This window comes from Galbibacter kalidii, from assembly GCF_026241135.1.
Classification (GTDB): domain Bacteria; phylum Bacteroidota; class Bacteroidia; order Flavobacteriales; family Flavobacteriaceae; genus Galbibacter.
Map to the genome: position 1 here is coordinate 61,363 of NZ_JAPFGA010000018.1, position 19,469 is coordinate 80,831.

At 39.5% G+C, this 19,469-nt stretch carries 20 protein-coding genes and 1 other RNA gene; 6 read left to right on the forward strand and 15 right to left on the reverse strand.

Features of this window, described 5'->3' with window-relative positions; all coding sequences use genetic code 11:
- Nucleotides 1-57: 57 nt before the first annotated feature.
- From OOZ15_RS16650 to recR, 10 genes are all read right to left on the reverse strand, one after another.
- Entirely contained in the window at nucleotides 58-432 is a 375-nt protein-coding gene (locus OOZ15_RS16650) for a four helix bundle protein (RefSeq protein ID WP_265957574.1), read from the reverse strand.
- 149 nt (nucleotides 433-581) lie between these two features.
- Nucleotides 582-731 (reverse strand): DUF4295 domain-containing protein, encoded by a 150-nt coding sequence (locus OOZ15_RS16655; RefSeq protein WP_265957575.1) that lies wholly within the window; start codon nucleotides 729-731, stop codon nucleotides 582-584.
- A 46-nt stretch (nucleotides 732-777) separates the two neighbouring features.
- Entirely contained in the window at nucleotides 778-960 is a 183-nt protein-coding gene (rpmG, locus tag OOZ15_RS16660) for a 50S ribosomal protein L33 (protein ID WP_265957576.1), read from the reverse strand.
- 26 nt (nucleotides 961-986) lie between these two features.
- Complete coding sequence (gene rpmB / locus OOZ15_RS16665) at nucleotides 987-1,223, reverse strand: 50S ribosomal protein L28 (protein ID WP_265957577.1); 237 nt, start codon at nucleotides 1,221-1,223, stop codon at nucleotides 987-989.
- 75 nt (nucleotides 1,224-1,298) lie between these two features.
- The gene (locus OOZ15_RS16670; RefSeq protein ID WP_265957578.1) at nucleotides 1,299-2,546 is read right to left on the reverse strand and encodes a competence/damage-inducible protein A; all 1,248 of its coding nucleotides are present in this window, start codon (nucleotides 2,544-2,546) and stop codon (nucleotides 1,299-1,301) included.
- Complete coding sequence (locus OOZ15_RS16675) at nucleotides 2,547-2,882, reverse strand: Hpt domain-containing protein (RefSeq protein ID WP_265957579.1); 336 nt, start codon at nucleotides 2,880-2,882, stop codon at nucleotides 2,547-2,549.
- A gap of 91 nt (nucleotides 2,883-2,973) precedes the next feature.
- Nucleotides 2,974-3,585 carry a fumarylacetoacetate hydrolase family protein gene (locus OOZ15_RS16680; RefSeq protein ID WP_265957580.1) on the reverse strand — a complete coding sequence of 204 codons (612 nt, stop codon included), beginning with the start codon at nucleotides 3,583-3,585 and terminating at the stop codon, nucleotides 2,974-2,976.
- Nucleotides 3,586-3,740: 155 nt separating this feature from the next.
- Nucleotides 3,741-4,517 (reverse strand): 3'-5' exonuclease, encoded by a 777-nt coding sequence (locus OOZ15_RS16685; RefSeq protein WP_265957581.1) that lies wholly within the window; start codon nucleotides 4,515-4,517, stop codon nucleotides 3,741-3,743.
- A 52-nt stretch (nucleotides 4,518-4,569) separates the two neighbouring features.
- Nucleotides 4,570-5,934: a dihydrolipoamide acetyltransferase family protein gene (locus tag OOZ15_RS16690; protein ID WP_265957582.1), complete on the reverse strand. Its 1,365-nt coding sequence runs from the start codon at nucleotides 5,932-5,934 to the stop codon at nucleotides 4,570-4,572.
- A 101-nt stretch (nucleotides 5,935-6,035) separates the two neighbouring features.
- A complete protein-coding gene (gene recR, locus OOZ15_RS16695; RefSeq protein WP_265957583.1) occupies nucleotides 6,036-6,653 on the reverse strand; it encodes a recombination mediator RecR in 618 nt (205 codons plus the stop codon).
- Between the two features lie 81 nt (nucleotides 6,654-6,734).
- Here recR and OOZ15_RS16700 point away from each other — a divergent pair, with 81 nt between their 5' ends.
- On the forward strand, nucleotides 6,735-8,213 hold the full coding sequence (locus OOZ15_RS16700; protein ID WP_265957584.1) for a sodium:solute symporter: 1,479 nt from the start codon (nucleotides 6,735-6,737) through the stop codon (nucleotides 8,211-8,213).
- Here OOZ15_RS16700 and OOZ15_RS16705 read toward each other — a convergent pair.
- Nucleotides 8,197-8,556, reverse strand: a complete 360-nt coding sequence (locus tag OOZ15_RS16705) for a CoA-binding protein (protein WP_265957585.1) — start codon at nucleotides 8,554-8,556, stop codon at nucleotides 8,197-8,199. The two genes, OOZ15_RS16700 and OOZ15_RS16705, sit on opposite strands and share 17 nt — an antisense overlap.
- A 208-nt stretch (nucleotides 8,557-8,764) precedes the next feature.
- On the opposite strand from OOZ15_RS16705, the gene OOZ15_RS16710 reads away from it, so the two are divergent.
- Nucleotides 8,765-11,215, forward strand: a complete 2,451-nt coding sequence (locus tag OOZ15_RS16710) for a TonB-dependent receptor (protein WP_265957586.1) — start codon at nucleotides 8,765-8,767, stop codon at nucleotides 11,213-11,215.
- 108 nt (nucleotides 11,216-11,323) lie between these two features.
- Here the strand turns inward: OOZ15_RS16710 and nagB are convergent, their stop codons facing one another.
- The 3 genes from nagB to OOZ15_RS16725 form a co-directional block, all read right to left on the reverse strand.
- Entirely contained in the window at nucleotides 11,324-13,258 is a 1,935-nt protein-coding gene (gene nagB / locus OOZ15_RS16715; RefSeq protein ID WP_265957587.1) for a glucosamine-6-phosphate deaminase, read from the reverse strand.
- Nucleotides 13,259-13,522: 264 nt separating this feature from the next.
- Nucleotides 13,523-14,533, reverse strand: coding sequence for a 3-oxoacyl-ACP synthase III family protein (locus tag OOZ15_RS16720; protein ID WP_265957588.1), 1,011 nt, complete (start codon nucleotides 14,531-14,533; stop codon nucleotides 13,523-13,525).
- Between the two features lie 168 nt (nucleotides 14,534-14,701).
- Nucleotides 14,702-15,589 carry a LysR family transcriptional regulator gene (locus OOZ15_RS16725; protein ID WP_265957589.1) on the reverse strand — a complete coding sequence of 296 codons (888 nt, stop codon included), beginning with the start codon at nucleotides 15,587-15,589 and terminating at the stop codon, nucleotides 14,702-14,704.
- Nucleotides 15,590-15,725: 136 nt separating this feature from the next.
- Between OOZ15_RS16725 and OOZ15_RS16730 the strand changes: the two genes are divergently transcribed.
- The 3 genes from OOZ15_RS16730 to OOZ15_RS16740 all read left to right on the forward strand — a co-directional run bounded on the left by OOZ15_RS16730 (nucleotide 15,726) and on the right by OOZ15_RS16740 (nucleotide 17,345).
- Entirely contained in the window at nucleotides 15,726-16,118 is a 393-nt protein-coding gene (locus OOZ15_RS16730; RefSeq protein WP_265957590.1) for a rhodanese-like domain-containing protein, read from the forward strand.
- 137 nt (nucleotides 16,119-16,255) lie between these two features.
- Entirely contained in the window at nucleotides 16,256-16,894 is a 639-nt protein-coding gene (locus tag OOZ15_RS16735; protein WP_265957591.1) for an SDR family NAD(P)-dependent oxidoreductase, read from the forward strand.
- A 4-nt stretch (nucleotides 16,895-16,898) separates the two neighbouring features.
- Nucleotides 16,899-17,345 carry a GNAT family N-acetyltransferase gene (locus tag OOZ15_RS16740; protein ID WP_265957592.1) on the forward strand — a complete coding sequence of 149 codons (447 nt, stop codon included), beginning with the start codon at nucleotides 16,899-16,901 and terminating at the stop codon, nucleotides 17,343-17,345.
- Nucleotides 17,346-17,375: 30 nt separating this feature from the next.
- On the opposite strand, the gene OOZ15_RS16745 is transcribed toward OOZ15_RS16740, so the two are convergent.
- Entirely contained in the window at nucleotides 17,376-18,587 is a 1,212-nt protein-coding gene (locus OOZ15_RS16745) for an NAD(P)-dependent oxidoreductase (RefSeq protein ID WP_265957593.1), read from the reverse strand.
- A 306-nt stretch (nucleotides 18,588-18,893) separates the two neighbouring features.
- Between OOZ15_RS16745 and ssrA the strand changes: the two genes are divergently transcribed.
- Nucleotides 18,894-19,295: a transfer-messenger RNA gene (gene ssrA, locus OOZ15_RS16750) on the forward strand.
- Nucleotides 19,296-19,469 lie beyond the last annotated feature (174 nt).

Consider the following 19,469-nt stretch of genomic DNA (forward strand, 5'->3'; position numbering starts at 1 on the left):
TTGATTAGGGTAATGAAAATAACTCTTTCAATCAAAAACAATCTTCCTAAAACAAAATTAACCATCTTTTTTCTTCTTTAGATATTTAATATAACCATTCAAAAGCTTGAGGGTTTTGTTGTGAATAGCTCTTAGCTCTTTTAGAATGGCTTCTGAGATATATTCTTCGTCAAAGGCAACAATACCATGATCTAATGTTTCAGCTAATGAACCCCTTGCAATACGGCAAAATTGAATGTTTTCTTGATAATGAAACCTCCCATGTCCTTCAGTAATGTTATTCCCTACAGAACGGGATGAACTTCTTATTTGATTAATTAATTTAAATTCGTCTTTGGGAATCCTTGGAACAATAACATCTTTAACAAAAATTCTGAGTCTACGGGCTTCTTTCCAACACTCCAAATCTTCAAAAGATTTAAATCTTTCCATATATGATAATCTTAAAAACGAAAACTACTTAGTCACCAATTAACTTAATTAACTCAGTTAACTTATAAAAAACTCTCCCAAAGATATAAAAACAAAAAGCTACTCTCTATGGAAAGTAGCTTCAATATATAATAAGTTGTTGTGAACTTTTATTTTTTCAACCAGTCGTTAACTGATTCCGGAGCCATTACTGATTCTACAAAAGTATATGCTCCTGTCTTAGGAGATTTAACCATTTTTATAGCTTTGGTCAATCTCTTTGAACTTGTCTGTAAAGTTGCTACTGTTTTCTTTGCCATGGCTTTCTTTTATTTGATATTTCTATAAAAAAGAAAAAATATCGAATTACTTAATTTCTTTATGAACAGTCATTTTGTTCAAGATAGGATTGAATTTTTTGATCTCCAATCTATCTGGCGTGTTCTTCTTATTCTTTGTAGTAATGTAACGAGAAGTTCCAGGTTTACCGGATTTTTTATGCTCGGTACACTCTAAAATAACCTGTATTCTATTGCCTTTCTTTGCCATCTTTATAACTTTTTAACGGATATTAATTACTTAATAAACCCTTTTTCTTTTGCTTCTTTTAAAACCGCGGTAATCCCTTTTTTATTAATGGTTTTTAACGCAGACGTAGATATTTTAAGCGTAACCCAACGATTTTCTTCCGGTAAGAAGAATCGCTTTTTTACAAGGTTAGCGTTAAATTTACGCTTGGTTTTGTTCATTGCATGAGAAACATTATTTCCCACCATCGCCTTCTTTCCTGTAAGTTCACAAACTCTTGACATTTTTCTAAACTTTAGTGTTATTTTAAAACAGGGTGCAAATTAACGAATTTTTTACCTGACAGGCAAGTGAGTATCTTATTTTTTTAAAATTTCTTTCCAAAGCAACTCCAAGGCCTTATTTACTCCTTTATTTATCACTTTTCCCCTTGAATTTCCAAAGTTAAACTTTTCTGAAAAAACGTCTGTTGGTGTAGCTATAGCAATAAAAGCCGTTCCCACATCAGCATCGGCATCACCTTTTGTAGGTCCTGCATTACCCGTAGTGGCTATTGCATAATTTGTTCCAAACATTTTCAGGGCATTTTGTGCCATAGCTTCTGCTACCTGAGCACTTACAACAGAATATTTTTCAACAAGCTCTTTATCAACTCCCAACACATCAATCTTGGTTTGGGTAGCATAGCTCACAACGCTCCCTTTAAAATATGCCGAAGCTCCCGGAACAGCTGTAAAAGTCGCTGCTATCCCTCCTCCGGTAAAACTCTCTGCCGTTGCCAAGGTCTCTTTCCTTTCCGCTAAAACCTTTCCTATAACCACCTCTAAGGCAGCCTCCTCTTCCATTCCGTGAAAAACATCTTGGATCAAAGGGGTAAGCGCCTCTAGCTGTTTTTTCATCTCTGCCTGGAGCAGTTCTTTGTCTTTTCCTTTTGCCGTGAGTCGAAGCCTAACCTTTCCCAAGGCCGGCAAATAGGCCAAGCGAATATATTCAGGTAAATTGTTCTCCCAATGCTCGATCCTTTCAGAAAGTGTACTTTCCCCAATCCCGTAGGTAAGGACCGTTTTGTGTAAAATATAAGGACGCTCATATTTTTCCTGAATCCTCGGAATAACCTCATCTTTTATCAACGCTTTCATCTCATAAGGAACACCGGGAAGGGAAACAAAGGTTTTTTCCTCTCTTTCAATCCACATGCCGGGAGCTGTTCCGAATTGATTCATCAAAACCGTAGCGGTAGATGGTACCAAAGCCTGTCTCCTATTCAAATCTGAAATAGGCGTAGAAATATATCTTTCGAAAAGATATTCCACTTGCTCCAATACTACCTTACTCTCGATCAATTCGTCATCAAAATATTCGCAAATGGTATGTTTGGTAATATCGTCTTTGGTAGGACCCAATCCGCCGGTAATAATGATAATATCGACCCGCTCTTCTGCCTCTTTCATGGCTTGAAGAATGTGTTTTCGGTCATCCTGTACCGATGTGATCTGATACACGGAAACGCCAATCTGATTGAGTTGTTTGGCTATGTAAGCCGAATTTGTATCCACTATCTGACCAATAAGAATCTCGTCGCCAATAGTAATTATTTCTGCCAGCATTTATCCTATATAATCTTTGAAGGCCGCAAAGGCATCTTGAAGTTCTTTTTCGGCAGCAGTTATCAAGGCACTGATTGCTTCTATGTCATAATCGCCTCGCGCATGTCTTTCTATTTCCAACATTTGATCCCTTACCTTGTTTATTCCCAGAAGATCAGCATTTGGTTTTATCTTGTGTGCAAATTGATATACTTGATCAAAGGCTTTACCTTTGGCCGCTTGTTCAAGATTTGATAGGTCGCTTGGGGTTTCTGTTAAAAATGTTTCTATTACTGAAGTATTGAATTCAACATCTCCTCCTGAAAGTTCATTAAGTTTTGATAGGTCGTAGTTCATTTGTTTATTTTTATTGTTTTAAATCGATTGGGATTAATTTATCAATATTCATCGTAATAAATTGACTTATTTTGTTATTTCCAACTTCATGTTATCTCACTTTGAGGGAAAGTAATTTCTTTTCCTCCAAAAACCCTTCTAAATGATCGTCGGGAGACACCCTACCCACTCCGGCCGGAGTTCCGGTAAATATAATATCCCCTTTTTTTAACGTAAAAAACATCGAAATATACGAAATTAACTCGTCAATTTTCCACAACATCAATGAAGTATTCCCATTTTGAACTGCCTTGCCATTGCGCAATAATTTAAAATTCAAGTCATTCACATCACCTAAGGAGTCTTTGGGCAACCAGTTTCCAACAATGGCTGAACCATCAAAAGCTTTTGCTTTTTCCCAAGGCAATCCTTTTGCCTTTAACTTGCTTTGCAGGTCCCGGGCCGTTAAATCGATCCCCAAACCTATTTCGTCATAATATTTATGGGCGAACTTGGTGTCGATATGCTTTCCTACTTTATTGATCTTCACCAAGACTTCTACTTCATAATGAATTTCACCAGAAAAATCGGGGATATAAAAAATCTGTACCCCTCTTAAAACAGCAGAATCCGGCTTCATAAAAATAACCGGATCTGTTGGTTTTTCGTTGGCGAGTTCTTCTATATGCTCGGTATAGTTCCTACCGATACAAATAATCTTCATATTTATATGTTTTTATTGGCTCAGTATCCGATAATACTTTAGGTGAAATAATTTCACGCAGAGAGTGCAAAGTTTCCCTGCAAAGAACACAGAGAATCGGTAACTTTTATACGACTTACCTTAAATTATCAATACTGAATCTACAATCAATGAAATTAATTCAGCTTATTATTCAGTTTTCGCAGTTTGACCGCTGTAAGCACCTTTTTTGTGTACAAGGGGAAATCGGCATTCAGTATCCATCCAAAATATCCCGGTTCTTCCTCCATTACATCTTCTACTTTTTTCCCTTTGTGCTTTCCAAAAGAAAAAACTTCTTCTCCTTCCTTGTTATAAACAATGAACCCTGCAAAATCGGCTGTTTGCTTTCTGGTAGTGAATTCTGACAAGGATTTCATGTTGTTTTCCAGCTCCTCATACCTGTCCAATTGCGCTTTTAATATCTCATAAGTGGCATTGGTATCCGCTTCGGCACTGTGGGCATCCTCCAGATTTTGATCGCAGTAAAATTTATAAGCAGCAGATAAAGTTCGCTGCTCCATTTTATGAAAAATGGTCTGTACATCCACCGATACCTTATTCCCCATATCAAAATCGATCCCTGCCCTTAACAATTCTTCCGCCAACACAGGAATATCAAATCTATTGGAATTAAATCCCGCCAAATCACTATCCTTGATCATGTTATACACCGTTTTTGACAACTCCTTAAAGGTAGGTTCATTGGCTACTTTTTCATCTTTAATCCCATGAATAGCCGACGATTCCGGCGGAATAGGCATTTCGGGATTCACCAACCACGTTCTGCTTTCCTTATTTCCATTAGGATATACTTTCAGAATAGATATTTCCACGATTCGGTCTTTGGCTACATCTATTCCTGTGGTCTCAAGGTCAAAAAAACAGATGGGTTTTGATAGGTTTAGTTCCATTATAATTTTTTGTCAGTAAAAAAGCCATTGCTATAAACAGGCTTTATATTTATTATATCTTTTTGTTAATGTCCCAAGATTCCAGATATTGGGCTACACGCTGAATAAATTGTCCTCCAAGTGCCCCGTTCACCACTCTGTGATCGTAACTGTGGGACAAGAACATCTTATGTCTTATACCTATAAAATCACCTTCAGGGGTTTCTATCACCGCAGGAACTTTTCTAATGGCTCCCAAAGCCAAAATAGCAACTTGCGGTTGATTGATAATCGGGGTTCCCATCACGCTGCCAAATGCTCCCACATTGGTCACGGTATAGGTTCCTCCCTGAATCTCCTCAGGTTTCAATTGGTTTTCACGGGCACGTTTGGCAAGGTCGTTTACCCGTTTGGCCATGCCCATCAAATTCAATTGGTCTGCATTTTTAATCACCGGAACAATGAGGTTTCCGTCTGGTAGTGCTGCTGCCATCCCCAAATTGATATTTTTCTTTTTGATCACTTTATCTCCATCAACAGAAATATTGATCATTGGAAAATCCTTAATGGTTTTGGCCACCGCCTGCATAAAAATAGGCGTAAAGGTGAGTTTTTCCCCTTCGCGCTTTTCAAATTCAGCTTTTACCTTATTACGCCAATTCCAAACATTGGTCACATCAACTTCAATAAAACTTTGTACATGGGCAGAGGTTTGTACACTTTGGATCATGTATTGGGAAATAAGTTTTCCCATTCTGCTCATTTCGATGATCTCATCTTCTCCGTTTACCGATACAGGAGTCGATGGTTGCGGCGCAGAAGGCGTTTCTGTTTTCTCTTCGGAAACAGCTTGAGGTGTTTCAACAACAGGTTCAGTTTTTACAGTTTCAGTCGGTTGAACACTGGCTTTTCTGTTTTCTATATACCCCAATATATCGTCTTTGGTCACACGTCCGTCTTTTCCGGTTCCCTGAATGGCTTCAAGTTCTTCCAGACCAATGTTTTCTTCTTTGGCGATATTTCTCACCAAAGGCGAATAAAACTTATCCGATTCAGAAAAATCAGTGGTCGCCACAGTTTCTTTAACCGAGGTGAATTCTTCTTCAATATGTGCAACCGCTTCTTCAGTTCCCACTTCTTCCTCTACATCCTCTATTTCCGGTGTTTCCTCTTCAACATCAACAGCAGCACCTTCTCCTTCAGTTTCTATAACAGCAAGCACATCCCCAACCTTGGCAACATCATCGACCTCAAAAAATTTCTCGACCAAGATTCCATCAACTTCACTGGGAACTTCAGAATCTACTTTATCAGTCGCAATTTCCAATACAGCTTCATCAGCCTCGATAGTATCTCCAACTTCTTTAAGCCATGATGTGATTGTCGCTTCTGCAACACTTTCGCCCATTTGGGGAAGTTTTAATTCGATTTTTGCCATATTAATAAATTGTAGCTTTTTTTTATATCCTTATTTTGCGAAAATAATAAAAAATATGCTTTTATGTTGTTGTTTTTCATTTCTAAAGCTAGAGCACTTTCTCAACTCTTTAATGAATTTTCAAAAGGAACTCTGTTCAAAATACTTCTGCCAAGCGTGACCTCATCGGCATATTCCAGCTCATCCCCAACGGCAATTCCCCTGGCAATAGTAGATGTGGTCACATGATACGGTTCCAGTTGTTTAAATATATAAAAATTGGTCGTATCTCCTTCCATCGTTGAACTTAACGCAAAAATAATCTCTTTTATTTTTTCCGCTTTTACTTTTTCTATCAATGTGGAAATATTCAAGTCCAACGGCCCTACACCATCCATAGGTGATATTTTCCCGCCTAAAACATGGTAAATACCTCTGTACTGATCTGTATTTTCAATCGCCATAACATCGCGGATGTCTTCTACCACACAAATCAATGATTCATCCCGCTTGGAGTTGGCACAGATGTCGCACAGTTCGGTATCGGAAATATTATGACAACTCCTGCAAAATTTTATTTCACTCCTTAAATTCTGAAGTGCCATTGCCAAATTTTTAGTCTGACTCTCAGGTTGGCGCAACAGATGCAACACCAATCGTAAGGCCGTGCGCTTCCCGATTCCCGGTAATTGCGACATTTCCTCGATGGCATTTTCCAATAATTTTGATGAGAATTCCATTATTGCGAAATTACAATTTTAAGCAGCATAAATGAATTTTATAACATAGTTTTGTAAATTCGATTTTGAAAATACTACCTCATGCAGCCAATTTATATCCTTTTAATTATAGCCGCTTATTTCGGAATGCTCATTTTAATTTCGCTCCTTACCGGTAAAGGAGAAGAAAGTAACGACAATTTCTTTAAGGCTAAAAGACAATCGCCATGGTATGTTGTGGCTTTTGGTATGATTGGTGCTTCTTTAAGTGGGGTGACATTTATCTCGGTGCCGGGCTGGGTAGAGGCTTCGAAGTTTAGCTATATGCAGGTAGTCCTTGGTTATATCTTAGGATATTTTATTATCGGAAGTGTTTTACTCCCTTTGTATTACCGGCTCAACCTGATCTCCATTTATACCTATCTGGAAAAACGTTTTGGCAATTACAGCTATAAAACCGGGGCTTCGTTTTTCTTGCTCTCTCGTATTGTGGGAGCCAGTTTCCGCTTGTTTTTGGTGGCTAATGTGCTCCAGATCATTATTTTTGATGCCATGGGCGTGCCTTTTTGGGCAACTGTAACCCTGACTATCATCCTTATTTGGGTCTATACTTTTAAAAGCGGGATCAAAACCATTGTTTGGACTGATACCTTACAAACACTTTTTATGCTGATCGCCTTGGGGGTTGCTATTGTAACGACCTACAACGATTTGAATATTAGCGGCGAAGGCATCATCAGCTATATTTCGTCAAGCGAATTGTCGCAGATCTTCTTTTTTGACGATTTTAAAAATGCTAATTATTTCTGGAAGCAGTTTGTTTCAGGTGCCTTTATTGCTATTGTTATGACCGGACTCGATCAGGACATGATGCAAAAAAACCTGACCTGCCGCTCACTAAAAGACGCTCAGAAAAACATGTTTTGGTTTACGATCGTACTTACGATTGTGAATTTCATTTTCCTGTGCTTGGGCTTATTGTTTACGGTCTATGCACAACAAAACGGAATCGATGCCCATAAAGACGATCTTTTCGCGGTTTTGGCTCAAAATCATCTGGGCATGGCCGTATTTGTTTTCTTCCTGATCGGACTTATAGCTGCGGCATATAGTAGTGCCGATAGTGCGCTTACAGCACTTACGACCTCGTTTAGTGTAGATATACTGGATATTGAAAAGAAATACGACCCAAAACAGCAGATTGCTATCAGAAAGCGTATTCATATACTCTTTTCGTTCATACTCATTTTTGTGATCATCGCTTTTAAATACATCATTAAAAACGAAAGTGTGATCGAAAGACTGTTTGTGTTTACGGGCTATACCTACGGTCCGTTGCTGGGCTTGTACAGTTTTGGCTTGTTTACCAAACTCAAGGCCAATGATAATTTTGTCCCCGTTATCGCTATTCTATCGCCTATCCTGGGCTATGTGATTAGTTTTTTATGCAGCAAGTTTTTCGGCTTCGATTTCGGATTCTTTATTCTTATCCTTAATGGTGTTTTAACTTTTATCGGTTTACTTATGATAAGCAAATCCGATCCCGAATGGAAAGGACAAACTGCTAATACTGCTTTGTAGCCAACAGCACCAAAGTACAGGCTACTTCAGCATGAATGCCATGTGATTCCAAAATGTTGTAAAACTCAGGATTTTCGGCTCCGGGATTAAAGATGACCCGTTTGGGTTTTAAGCCTACAATATAATTGTAGAACGTTTTTTGGTTCTGCGAATTCAAATACAGACTCACCGTGTCTATATTTTTATAAGAAAGCAACTCTGTATCGATGGAAATCCCGGCCACTTTCCCTTTTCGTTTTCCAAATGCAACCACATCTTCGCCGGCTGACACCAAGCGATTCACAGCCAAATAACTATATCTCGACGGATCTAAAGAAGCGCCCATCACCAATGTTTTTCCCATTTGTTAAATATTGTTAAAGATTCCTTTTTACTGTAACAGGATCATAAGATGGTCGTCAATTAAATAAACACCTTGACCTAAGTTCACGAAATTTTAGGCTAATCACCTAAAAAGGTTTCAAAACAAACGTTGGGGTATTAAAAATCTCACTTAGTGAGTATCAACGCAAGTTGAATTATCAATTCATCAATTAAAAAACAATCAACTCATGAAACAAATTATCATTATTTGTGTCGTATTATTTAGTATTTCCATACAGGCACAAAACAGTATTTCCAATGTAAATTTAGCTAAAATAGGTACTGTCACAGGTACAGTAATCGATCAAACATTACAAGAACCTATTCCTTATGCCTCTGTAGTTGTAAAAAAAGCAGGGGAAAACATTACGGGAGGCATCACTAATGACGATGGTACTTTTGAGCTAAAAAATATTGAAGAAGGGACTTATCTTTTTGAAGTTCAATTTATAGGCTACAACACTTTCTCAAAAGAGATCACTATTTCCAGGAAAAACAGAAAGATCGATCTGGGTACCATTACACTGGAAGAAAATGTCACGGAGCTCGAAGGTGTAGATGTGGTTGCCGAACGTTCAACCATCGAACAAAAGATAGACCGTAAGGTTATCAACATAGGGAAAGACCTCACCACAGCCGGGGCTTCAGCATCAGACATTATGAACAATATTCCTTCTGTGAGCATCGATCAGCAAACAGGGAATATTAGTCTTCGCGGTAATGAAAACGTACGTGTAATGGTAGACGGAAAGCTGTCTAACGTTCCTGTAAACCAATTACTGAAACAGATTCCTTCGTCATCTATTAAAAGTATTGAACTGATCACTAATCCATCAGCAAAGTATAACCCTGAGGGAATGAGTGGTATCATCAACATCGTACTTCATAAAAATGCCAATATCGGTTTTAACGGAAATATGAGTTTAGGACTCACCTATGATGAGAATGCTAAATTCAACAACACCCTCGACCTGAATTACAGAAACGGTAAATTCAACCTTTACGGTAATGTGGGCACCAATATTGGTAAAAACCACAACTACGGAAATATTTATAGGGAGGTAGAAAACTCAGAGCAATTGTTCGATTTTTTGAACAACAACAAATCGTATTTATACAAGGTTGGGGTTGACTTTTTCCTGAATGATAAAAACACCATTTCTTTCTTTACCAATCAAAATATATATGATGGTAAATTCACTGGGGACACCGATGTTCTATTCTACGATAGTCCCTCAAATAATTTTTCGCAACTTGCCTTTAACAAGTCAGACAATAACAGTCAGCAATACAATTTTGATTATAAAAGAGATTTTGAAAAAGAAGGTCACAACATAGAATTGGAAGCAGACTATAATATTTATAACAGTGACAACGATTTTGATTTTATCAATAGCGGAAACACCGATCAGGATAATTACTCCGATTTTGTGGGTACGGATAGGACGCAGTTTATCGCTAATCTGGACTATGTAAATCCGCTTTCTGAAAAAACCAAATTAGAACTAGGTCTCGAAGCCAGATTGTACGAATCGGATGTAGATTATAGCTCAACCGGACTGTCATACAACCCGGACACTGAAAGTTTTGGACCTACTCCGGACAGAAACTTCCTGTACAACATGGATATCTATTCAGCTTATGCCACTTTTGGGCAGAATTTTGAAAAGTGGGGTTACCAGATTGGTACCCGTGCCGAAACCGTAGATATCAATGCCGATTTGAATGAAGAAAGTGCTTTCACTGACGATTATGTACAATTGTATCCTTCCGGATTTTTAACCTATACCCCTAGCGAAAAGAACCAATACCAATTGAGTTTCAGTAGAAGAGTAGACCGCCCCAGTTTAGGTCAGGTAAATCCGTTCAGGGAATGGAGCACTCCGCAAATTTCATCATTCGGTAACCCGGAATTGGTACCACAATTCACCAACTCTATCGAAACCAATTATACTAGAAGATTGGAAAACGGAAGTATTACTGCCGGTGTCTTCTATAGGATTATTGAAGATGAAATCAATCAAGCCGTGTACATCGACCGTGTTGAAACCGAAAAAATAATATTGACCCATGATAATTTTGACCGCACTACCGCTTACGGACTTGAAATATCATCAAATTACAAACCGACAAGCTGGTGGAATTTTAATGCAAGTTTCGACCTGTTTTCCCAGACGCAACGAAGCCTGACGGAACGATCTATTTCTCCCGATGATGAAATTACGGAGGATGAAATTGTAAATGAAGAAGTTGAAGTTGACAACACCCCTTGGAACTTTAGAATGAACAACAACTTTACAGTCACCAAAAAGTTAACCCTTTCACTTTTCGGAATGTACAGATCGAGCTCCAAAGGTATTCAGTTTGAAAGAAAACCCATGTATTTTGTAAACACAGGTGCCCGTTACAGCTTTGCAGACGGTAAAGGAACCATCAGCCTGAATTACAACGATATTTTCAACACCATGCGATTTGCTTTTGATGCCACCAATCCGTACAGGCAAGAGGGTTCTTTCCATTGGGAAAGTCAGAGTGTTTACCTCGGACTTTCATACCGGTTCGGTAGTGGAAAAAACAGAAAAGCAAGCCGCAAGCAAAGAGACAGCAACACCAAACAAGGAGGCGACGGTATCCTTTAACAAGTTTGATAACCAGCAATATCTTATAGTTGATGGTTAGTGTTAATTGCGGGTTATTGATAGAAATCCCGAAGGAGTTTCTCCTTTGGGATTTTGTTTTTTAGCCTATCAATACTCAAAACGCTTAAAAGCCTCCATAGCGGCATAATCTGCCAATCCCAGGTTTCTGTAGTGTTCGGCTGTTTTTTTATTTCTGTCTTCGGCACGCACCCAAAATTCCCTCAGGTCTTCCCCTTGGAACATCACCCCGTCTTTTTGCGATTGATGGAAAAAGATGGCTTTCCGCTTGCGCAACACCTGGTCGGGACTCATTGGAACAGTCATATCGATCTCATGAATCTCCCATTCGTGCCATGCACCTCTGTATAGCCACAACCAGCAATCTTTCATATAAGATTCCGATTTAAGTGCTCCCATGGCGTGAAAAACAGCATCCAAACATACTTTATGCGTACCGTGAGGATCAGCCAGATCGCCTGCCGCATATACCTGATGTGGTTTTACTTTTGCGATCAGTTTTTTTACAATTTCAATATCCTTTTCACTTAACGGATTTTTCTTTACGGTTCCGGTCTCATAAAACGGCATGTTCAAAAAGTGTACTTGTTTGTCAGGAACTTTCAGAAAGCGTGTCGCCGCAATGGATTCCCTTTTTCGTATAAATCCTTTTAACTGCCTTACCGACAAGGCATCAATCTCGTTTTCTTTCTTTTCATTGATACTTTTTATAACATCACCCAATGTTTTTATTTTTTCCTTCGGAAGGAAATCCATCGCCACTTCAGCAAATTTCAAAGCATCAGCATTCGACACTGCAATATTCCCCGAAGTCTGATAAGCAATATGCACCTCATGACCCTGTTCTACCAATCGGTCGAAAGTCCCTCCCATGGAGATCACATCGTCATCGGGATGCGGACTGAAAATAATGACTCTTTTCTTCTCCGGCACCGCTCTTTCCGGTCTGTGGGTATCATCAGCATTGGGTTTTCCTCCGGGCCATCCTGTTATGGTGTGCTGCAATTCGTTGAACATATCGATATTCAACTCATATGAAGAGCCTCTTTCTGCCAAGAGCGATGCCAATCCGCTTTCGTTATAATCTTTGTCCGTCAGCTTTAAAATTGATTTTTTCACCTTATCACACAACCACACCACAGCCCGTTTGGTCATATCGTCTGTCCAGTCTACAGCATCTACCAACCAAGGCGACTCGAAGCGGGTAAGCAAAGAAGCAGCCTCCGTATCCAAAACGAAAGTCGTGTTGCCATGCTCCTGAAGATAGGTGGCGGGAATGCTCGACGACACTTCACCCTCTACTGTTCGTTTTATAATCTCAGATTTTTTGTGCCCCCAAGCCAGCAGGACAATCCTTTTCGCATTTTTTACGCTGCTCACCCCCATGGTAATGGCCTTTTTGGGCACATTCTCGATTCCGAGGAATGAAGTAGCCGCATCTTCCCGTGTTAGCTGATCCAAGGTAATACTACGCGTAATAGAATTATAGTGCGAACCCGGTTCGTTAAAACCGATATGCCCTGTACGCCCAATACCCAACAATTGAAAATCGAGTCCGCCGTATTCAGCGATTTTCTTTTCGTAAGCCAGACAATATTCCGCAAGCTTATCCTGAGCAATTTTTCCATCAGGAATGAAAACCTGACCCTTGGGAATATCAATATGATTGAATAAATGTTCATTCATGAAATAATGGTAACTGTGGATGCTCCCCGGATTCATCGGATAATATTCATCTAAATTAAAGGTCACCACATTCTTAAAACTCAAGCCTTCCTCTTTGTGCATCCGCACCAGTTCTTTATAAACACTTACCGGAGAGGATCCGGTAGCCAAGCCCAAAACACAACGTTCGCCCTTATCGTTCTTTCTACGGATCAGATCTGCGATTTCCTCGGCGACAAGGCGTGAAGCTTCAGATGATTTCTTAAAAACCACATTGTGTATCTTCTCAAAACGGTTGTGTTCGTGAGTTCCAATCTTTTCATATTTAATACTGCGTATTGTTCCCGGATGTGTTTGCATTGCTGGATTGTTTTGGAGTTATATAAATATACTAAAAATCCGGTGCAATCTGCTATTAACTATTAACATTGCGCTCCTAGCGGAGCTCTTATCGAATGCGGGGTATAACAACTATTAATATTACGCTCCTAACAGAGCTCTTATGGAGTCACGGGATAAAAACCCTATTAATATTACGCTCCTAGCGGAGCTTTTTGTTTTCCATTAAAAAAACAGCGACCAAAAAGCCGCTGTCTTTACATCAATTTATAATATTTCTTCTGTTCACCATTTTATGATGGCGCTTCCCCAGGTAAAACCACTACCAAAGGCCGCCAACACAACGATATCTCCTTTTTTTATCTTTCCTTGCTCCCAGGCTTCAGTTAAAGCAATTGGAATGGAAGCTGCAGTGGTGTTTCCGTATCTCATAATGTTATTGAACACCTGATCGTCCGTTAATTTGAATTTCTTCTGAATAAACTGTGAAATCCTAAGGTTCGCCTGATGCGGCACCAACATATCGATATCATCCGGACTGAGCTTGTTGGTCTGTAAACCTTCCATGATTACCTCACTAAAGCGAACTACGGCATTTTTAAACACAAATTGTCCGTTCATATACGGATAATACGAAGTATCTTCAGGGTCATCATCTGCCAAAATATCGGTTACCCAACGTCTTCCCATTCCGGGAGCAACAAGTGAAAGTTCTTCAGCATGTTCTCCTTCAGAATGTAAATGTGTAGAGAGAATCCCTTTTGTTGTGTCCTCTTCCCTGCTTAAAACGGCAGCACCGGCACCATCACCAAAAATCACGGAAACCCCGCGACCGCGTGTAGTCATATCCAATCCGGTGGAATGCAGTTCTGAACCTATCACCAAAACATTCTTGTACATTCCGGTTTTAATAAACTGATCGGCTACCGAAAGGGCGTAAATAAATCCAGAACACTGATTTCTAACATCCAGTGCACCTACGGTTTTTAATCCTAGCTCACGCTGTACCAACACCCCAGGGCCGGGAAAATAATAATCCGGACTCAAGGTAGCAAAAACAACAAAATCGATATCATCTTTGTCCAATCCTGAGCGTTCTATGGCTATTTTTGCCGCTTTTACCCCCATGGTTGTAGTGGTATCTCCATCGCCTTTTACCACATGGCGGCGCTCTTTGATCCCGGTACGCTCCTGAATCCATTCATCATTGGTGTCAATAACCTTAGCCAAGTCGTCGTTGGTCACTACATTTTCGGGAACGTAATAGCCTAATCCCGTTATCTTTGAGTTGTACATGTAAACTTAATTTCTGAAAAAATATAAAATATATCGTTAGTAAACTACGATTCAGCTAAAAAATAGCGCCGCAATTTAAGCAATATTAATTAATCGCCCCTGCTGTACTATCGCTTTGAGACTGACCACTATGCTATTCCGAAGAAAAAATCAGGAGTTTTATTTTTTTTAAGCCGAAAATTCTTCTTCAAAGTTTAAAATGAAATCGTTGATGTATTTTTTGACCTTGTCCGATTTACGGACAACTAAGTAGTGATTTCTTTTTAGTCCGTTCTTTCCTATTTTCTTAAATCTCAATTCATCAGACAATTTAAACGATTTCAAGGCCCATTTGGGAAGGCACAAAACCCCAAAGTTGGCATTTACCATTTCCAAAGCCACCTCGGTAAGCGGAACGGCGGAAATTTTACGGGGTAATATTTTGTTGGGTTTTAAAAATTGCTCGTACAACGATACTGTTTCCAGTGGAAAGGAATGGATAATCAAATGCATATCAGAAAAGCTATCGGCGTCGATATAATCACGTTGGTTCAGTTCGTTTTCCTTGTGCATAATGGCAAATATCTCATCTTCAAAAACGTTTATACTCGACAATAGTTCACTTTCGGGCTTTTCGGTCACTATGGCAAGATCCAAATCATTGGACAGTAGTTTTGATATGGGCTGATGGGTGCATTCGGGGACTAGATCAACCGTTATATCTGGATACAAGGCGCCCATTTTCTGAATAAAACCCGGCAAGCCACGATAGAACGTATAGCATTCTGTGCTTACCTTGATATGACCTGTAGAGCCGTTGCGCAATTGTTTTATGTTTTCAAAGCTTTTATCAATGCTGCTGAGGATGTTGTTTCCCAATTGATACAGTTCTGTCCCCTCTTCGGTCAGCTTCCATTTATTACGGCTGCGGTGGAACACTTTAAAACCCAAGCGTTCTTCCAATTCCTTGAGTTGATGGCTTAAAGCCGATTGGGTGAGAAACAGTTTTTCAGAAGAATTGACCAAACTACCTTCTTCAGCTATCGTTTTTATCAGCCTAAAGTATTTAATTTCCATAAACCCAAAGTTAAAACAATACCTCATATGTTGTATATGAAAAATCCTCAACTACCCATTCAAATCATTCAACTTCAAAATTATGCCTGTGTAAACATTGACTATAGTTTTGTGTCAAATTATAAACATAAAAACCATGCAAAAACAAATTGAATTTTACGAAAGTAAACTGACTTACGAGATGGATCCATCTGATCTATATGATGCTTTTGAAAACAGCACCGATTACATTGCTGTAGATGCACGGCAGGCGTTCGGCTATGAAAAAGAACACATCCCAACGGCCATCAACTTACCGCACAGGGAAATGACGGCAGAAAGCACCAAACACCTCGATAAATCAAAAATCTATGTCTGCTATTGCGACGGTATTGGTTGTAATGCGTCTACAAAAGGAGCGCTAAAAATGGTAAAATTAGGATTTATGGTTAAAGAACTCATGGGCGGCATCGAATGGTGGAAATTTGACGGCTATGCCACCGAAGGTACGCACCCGGTCGAAGGTTCAGTATTTGAGTGTGCTTGCTAAAGCATATAACCTCGGAATAGTTATTCATTTATCAAAAAACTAATCTCCCCCTACTTTTAAGGATGTGCGTATCGTCCCGACTAAATCGGGGACACGCAAATGAAACACTATTTTCACAACCAAAACAAAAAACAATCATGAACAAAACAATAGCCATTTTTGGTGCTGGTGAAGGCATCAGTTTTGAAGTCGCCAAAAAATTTATCGATGAAGGCTTTTCGGTGATATTGGTCAGTCGAAAGCTCGATAAACTAGAAAAATTAAGGAAGCAGTTAAAAAGCAAAAAGGTAAAGCTATACGCCGCCGACTTGTCTGATGAAAATCAATTCGCCAAAACCCTTGAACTGATATTGCAAGAGAACGAACGCATCGATGTCATTTTATACAATGCTGCCCGTGTCAAACCCGGAAACGTTTTAGAAGAATCTTTTGACGATTTGGTCAATGATTTTAAAACCAATGTTACCGCTTTATTGCCTATTGTAGCCAAGTTTAAAGACCGATTATTCCAAACAAACGGAGCATTATTGGTTACCGGAGGAGGTGTTGGCATCAATCCCAATCCCGAATATGCTTCCTTGTCCCTTGGCAAAGCCGCTTTGAGGAACCTGACACAAACTTTTGCCAAAACACTGTCAGAAGAAAATATTTTTGTGGCAACTGTCATCATTAATGGTTATGTTCAAAGAAAAAATCTCATACACAACCCCAAAGCCATTGCCAAATTGTTTTGGGGATTGTATACGGACAGAAGTGTAAACGAAATAATTATCTAAATCTATGGAGATCAGATTTGCGCGCGAAAGCGACATCACACAACTGGTAGCATTATGTGCCCTACATGCAGCTTTTGAAAAAGCGGATTTTAACCTGAAGAACAAAGCAGAATTATTGAAAAAACACCTATTCGACAAGCAAAACCTTGTAAAGTGCTTGGTTATTGAGACTGAAGGTGAATTGATGGGCTACGCCACATTTATGAAGCAATTTTCCACTTGGGATGCCGGATTTCACGTCTATCTGGATTGTTTGTACCTCAAAGAAAGTATCAGGGGACAAGGCATCGGCTCGCAACTCATGAAAAAAATCAAGGATTATGCTGCTTCAGAAAATTGCGGACATATCCAATGGCAAACACCTGATTTTAATGAAAAAGCCATTGCTTTTTATCAAAAATTAGGGGCGGTATCCAAAACCAAAGAGCGGTTTTTTTGGGATGTTGAATGATTTTATGTCAATCTCCTTTTCCTCTTATTATTAAGCCTCTGTTTTTTCATCAACATAATCTTGCAGATAACTGAACCGTTCTGTGAGTTTTCCATTTTGAGTCATACGGGCGCGTTCCAGAACCCCGTCCTTGTCCCCGTTGAAAAAAGCAGGGATGACATGTTTGACAAAACTCTCGCCAAAACCTTCGCTGGCATCACTTGGCAGTTCACAAGGCAGGTTATCGACTGCCATAACTGCTATGGCATTTTTATTTTTGAAATCTGTTTCTGTTTCTGTCTGCGGATCATAACCATAGATGGGATCGGCAATGGTGGACGCCCGGATCGTCGTTGCCACCGGTCCGTTGATATCACAACTGATATCTGCCACTACTTTGATGTTAAAATCGGCTGACTTCACATCCTCACGAGTATAAAGATAGGGAGCGCCATCTCCGTAAAAATGTCCGGAAATGTACATATCGGTTACCTTAGCAAAACGCATAAAATCGGATTCATACAATTCCGGGTTTTTATAAAAATCTATTATCTGTTGTGATGTTCTGTCTTTGCGTTTGTTGTAATCCAACACATCGATCTGGCAATAAACAGGCGTTTCAAATTCGTTATTCAGATATTCGTCTACCGAAACCGCTTTGATCTTCATAGTATCCAGTACTTCTTTAGCCCCATTACCAACTCTGCCTTTTCCTGTGAGCAGGATTTTTATCGGCGGCAGGTGAATCCGAAGCAGGGCATCATAAAGAGCTCTACTCCCGGGGAGTGTTTCCGCCTTTGGCAGTTGGAAGCGATCAAACTTCAATCCGTAGGTCCTAATCCCATTATACGCCCCTACAATCCCGGCATAACGTCCAAAAGCCACTAGGCGTATTCCCTTTTTATTGGTGATCACTTCGTGGTCATACAATTCTATGTTTTTTTCGAGTACCGCTTGCAAAAGTTTTCTGTTATAGGGTTGCTTTTTTATGGTATGAGAAAAGAAAAAATATTTTTTATTGGGAATCAAAGCCGATATGGGAACCTCTTTTACCCCCAGAAGTACATCACAGTCATCTATCGAACCGGAAACCGGAATGTCAAGATCTTTATATTGCTGATCGTTAAAAACACGGATATCTGAGGGTTCTACAACAATTTTGGCATCGGGAAACTTCTTTTTGACAAGCTGGCAGGCTTTGGGGGATAACACTACCCTGCGATCGGGCGGGTTTTTTCGTTCTTTGATGATTCCAAACTTCATAAACGGATTTTGGTATAAATTTTGTTCTAAAATACGTGCTTGGGTGTAAATCTACAATTTTATAATAAATTGTATTACATTTGCATCCGCATTAGGGATAGCAGCGGCATCCTTTTTAAAATTGTCATTCTGAGCTTGTCGAAGAACAATTTTAAAAAGATACAGCGGATAGCCCGACCCTGTAGCCGACCAAACGGGAGGTGTCAGGGGAATGCCCTAAAAAATGTTCTTAAACAAAATTGGATGGGTACTGAAACAAGTTCAGTACAAATTCAATAACGCAAAACAAATTTTGCTATTTCATTTGGGGTCGACTGGTTTTGACAGCGGGTCTAATTGAAGTGTAAGCATGCAGAGCGCTGGGATACAGCTCTTTAATCTCATATTTCACATTTTTTAAATGGCGAGAATAACTACGCTCTTGCTGCCTAATCTGAAGTTATAGTAAGATTTTTGGCCACGTCCCCGCAAGGCGGGGAGGCGAGATGTCTCTGGAAAGCCCTTGTTGACGGCGCTCCATATAGAGACACCATAAAAGTCAACATAGGAATGGTGTAGCTTCGGCATTGTTTCAAAACTTTAAGAAGCTAAGTGTGTAATGGGCGGTTTTCGGTCAGCTACACATCGACAATTAAACGAAGACTAAGCATGTAGAAAGCATTTTGGTTGCTTGTTTGGACGGGAGTTCGAATCTCCCCGACTCCACAAATAACCCTCATAGGCACAGTGTTTATGAGGGTTTATTTTTTAACGGACATTTAGGTTGTTTTATGAAAGATTTTAATGGATCAAGCACAATTGTTGTGTTTATGCAAAAATTGTTGTTAATCTATACAGGAAGAACTCTACATTTTTCACTCCTCTAAACTGTGCTCTAAAGGC

What these genes read in the sequence shown, in the direction of transcription:
- OOZ15_RS16720 (WP_265957588.1), bottom strand. Translation starts at nt 14,533, where the DNA reads ATGTACAACTCAAAGATAACGGGATTAGGCTATTACGTTCCCGAAAAT.
- recR (WP_265957583.1), bottom strand. Translation starts at nt 6,653, where the DNA reads ATGGAATTCTCATCAAAATTATTGGAAAATGCCATCGAGGAAATGTCG.
- OOZ15_RS16735 (WP_265957591.1), top strand. Translation starts at nt 16,256, where the DNA reads ATGAACAAAACAATAGCCATTTTTGGTGCTGGTGAAGGCATCAGTTTT.
- OOZ15_RS16690 (WP_265957582.1), bottom strand. Translation starts at nt 5,934, where the DNA reads ATGGCAAAAATCGAATTAAAACTTCCCCAAATGGGCGAAAGTGTTGCA.
- OOZ15_RS16700 (WP_265957584.1), top strand. Translation starts at nt 6,735, where the DNA reads ATGCAGCCAATTTATATCCTTTTAATTATAGCCGCTTATTTCGGAATG.
- OOZ15_RS16685 (WP_265957581.1), bottom strand. Translation starts at nt 4,517, where the DNA reads ATGGAACTAAACCTATCAAAACCCATCTGTTTTTTTGACCTTGAGACC.
- OOZ15_RS16740 (WP_265957592.1), top strand. Translation starts at nt 16,899, where the DNA reads ATGGAGATCAGATTTGCGCGCGAAAGCGACATCACACAACTGGTAGCA.
- rpmB (WP_265957577.1), bottom strand. Translation starts at nt 1,223, where the DNA reads ATGTCAAGAGTTTGTGAACTTACAGGAAAGAAGGCGATGGTGGGAAAT.
- OOZ15_RS16710 (WP_265957586.1), top strand. Translation starts at nt 8,765, where the DNA reads ATGAAACAAATTATCATTATTTGTGTCGTATTATTTAGTATTTCCATA.
- OOZ15_RS16655 (WP_265957575.1), bottom strand. Translation starts at nt 731, where the DNA reads ATGGCAAAGAAAACAGTAGCAACTTTACAGACAAGTTCAAAGAGATTG.
- OOZ15_RS16725 (WP_265957589.1), bottom strand. Translation starts at nt 15,589, where the DNA reads ATGGAAATTAAATACTTTAGGCTGATAAAAACGATAGCTGAAGAAGGT.
- nagB (WP_265957587.1), bottom strand. Translation starts at nt 13,258, where the DNA reads ATGCAAACACATCCGGGAACAATACGCAGTATTAAATATGAAAAGATT.
- rpmG (WP_265957576.1), bottom strand. Translation starts at nt 960, where the DNA reads ATGGCAAAGAAAGGCAATAGAATACAGGTTATTTTAGAGTGTACCGAG.
- OOZ15_RS16680 (WP_265957580.1), bottom strand. Translation starts at nt 3,585, where the DNA reads ATGAAGATTATTTGTATCGGTAGGAACTATACCGAGCATATAGAAGAA.
- OOZ15_RS16650 (WP_265957574.1), bottom strand. Translation starts at nt 432, where the DNA reads ATGGAAAGATTTAAATCTTTTGAAGATTTGGAGTGTTGGAAAGAAGCC.
- OOZ15_RS16705 (WP_265957585.1), bottom strand. Translation starts at nt 8,556, where the DNA reads ATGGGAAAAACATTGGTGATGGGCGCTTCTTTAGATCCGTCGAGATAT.
- OOZ15_RS16745 (WP_265957593.1), bottom strand. Translation starts at nt 18,587, where the DNA reads ATGAAGTTTGGAATCATCAAAGAACGAAAAAACCCGCCCGATCGCAGG.
- OOZ15_RS16730 (WP_265957590.1), top strand. Translation starts at nt 15,726, where the DNA reads ATGCAAAAACAAATTGAATTTTACGAAAGTAAACTGACTTACGAGATG.
- OOZ15_RS16675 (WP_265957579.1), bottom strand. Translation starts at nt 2,882, where the DNA reads ATGAACTACGACCTATCAAAACTTAATGAACTTTCAGGAGGAGATGTT.
- OOZ15_RS16670 (WP_265957578.1), bottom strand. Translation starts at nt 2,546, where the DNA reads ATGCTGGCAGAAATAATTACTATTGGCGACGAGATTCTTATTGGTCAG.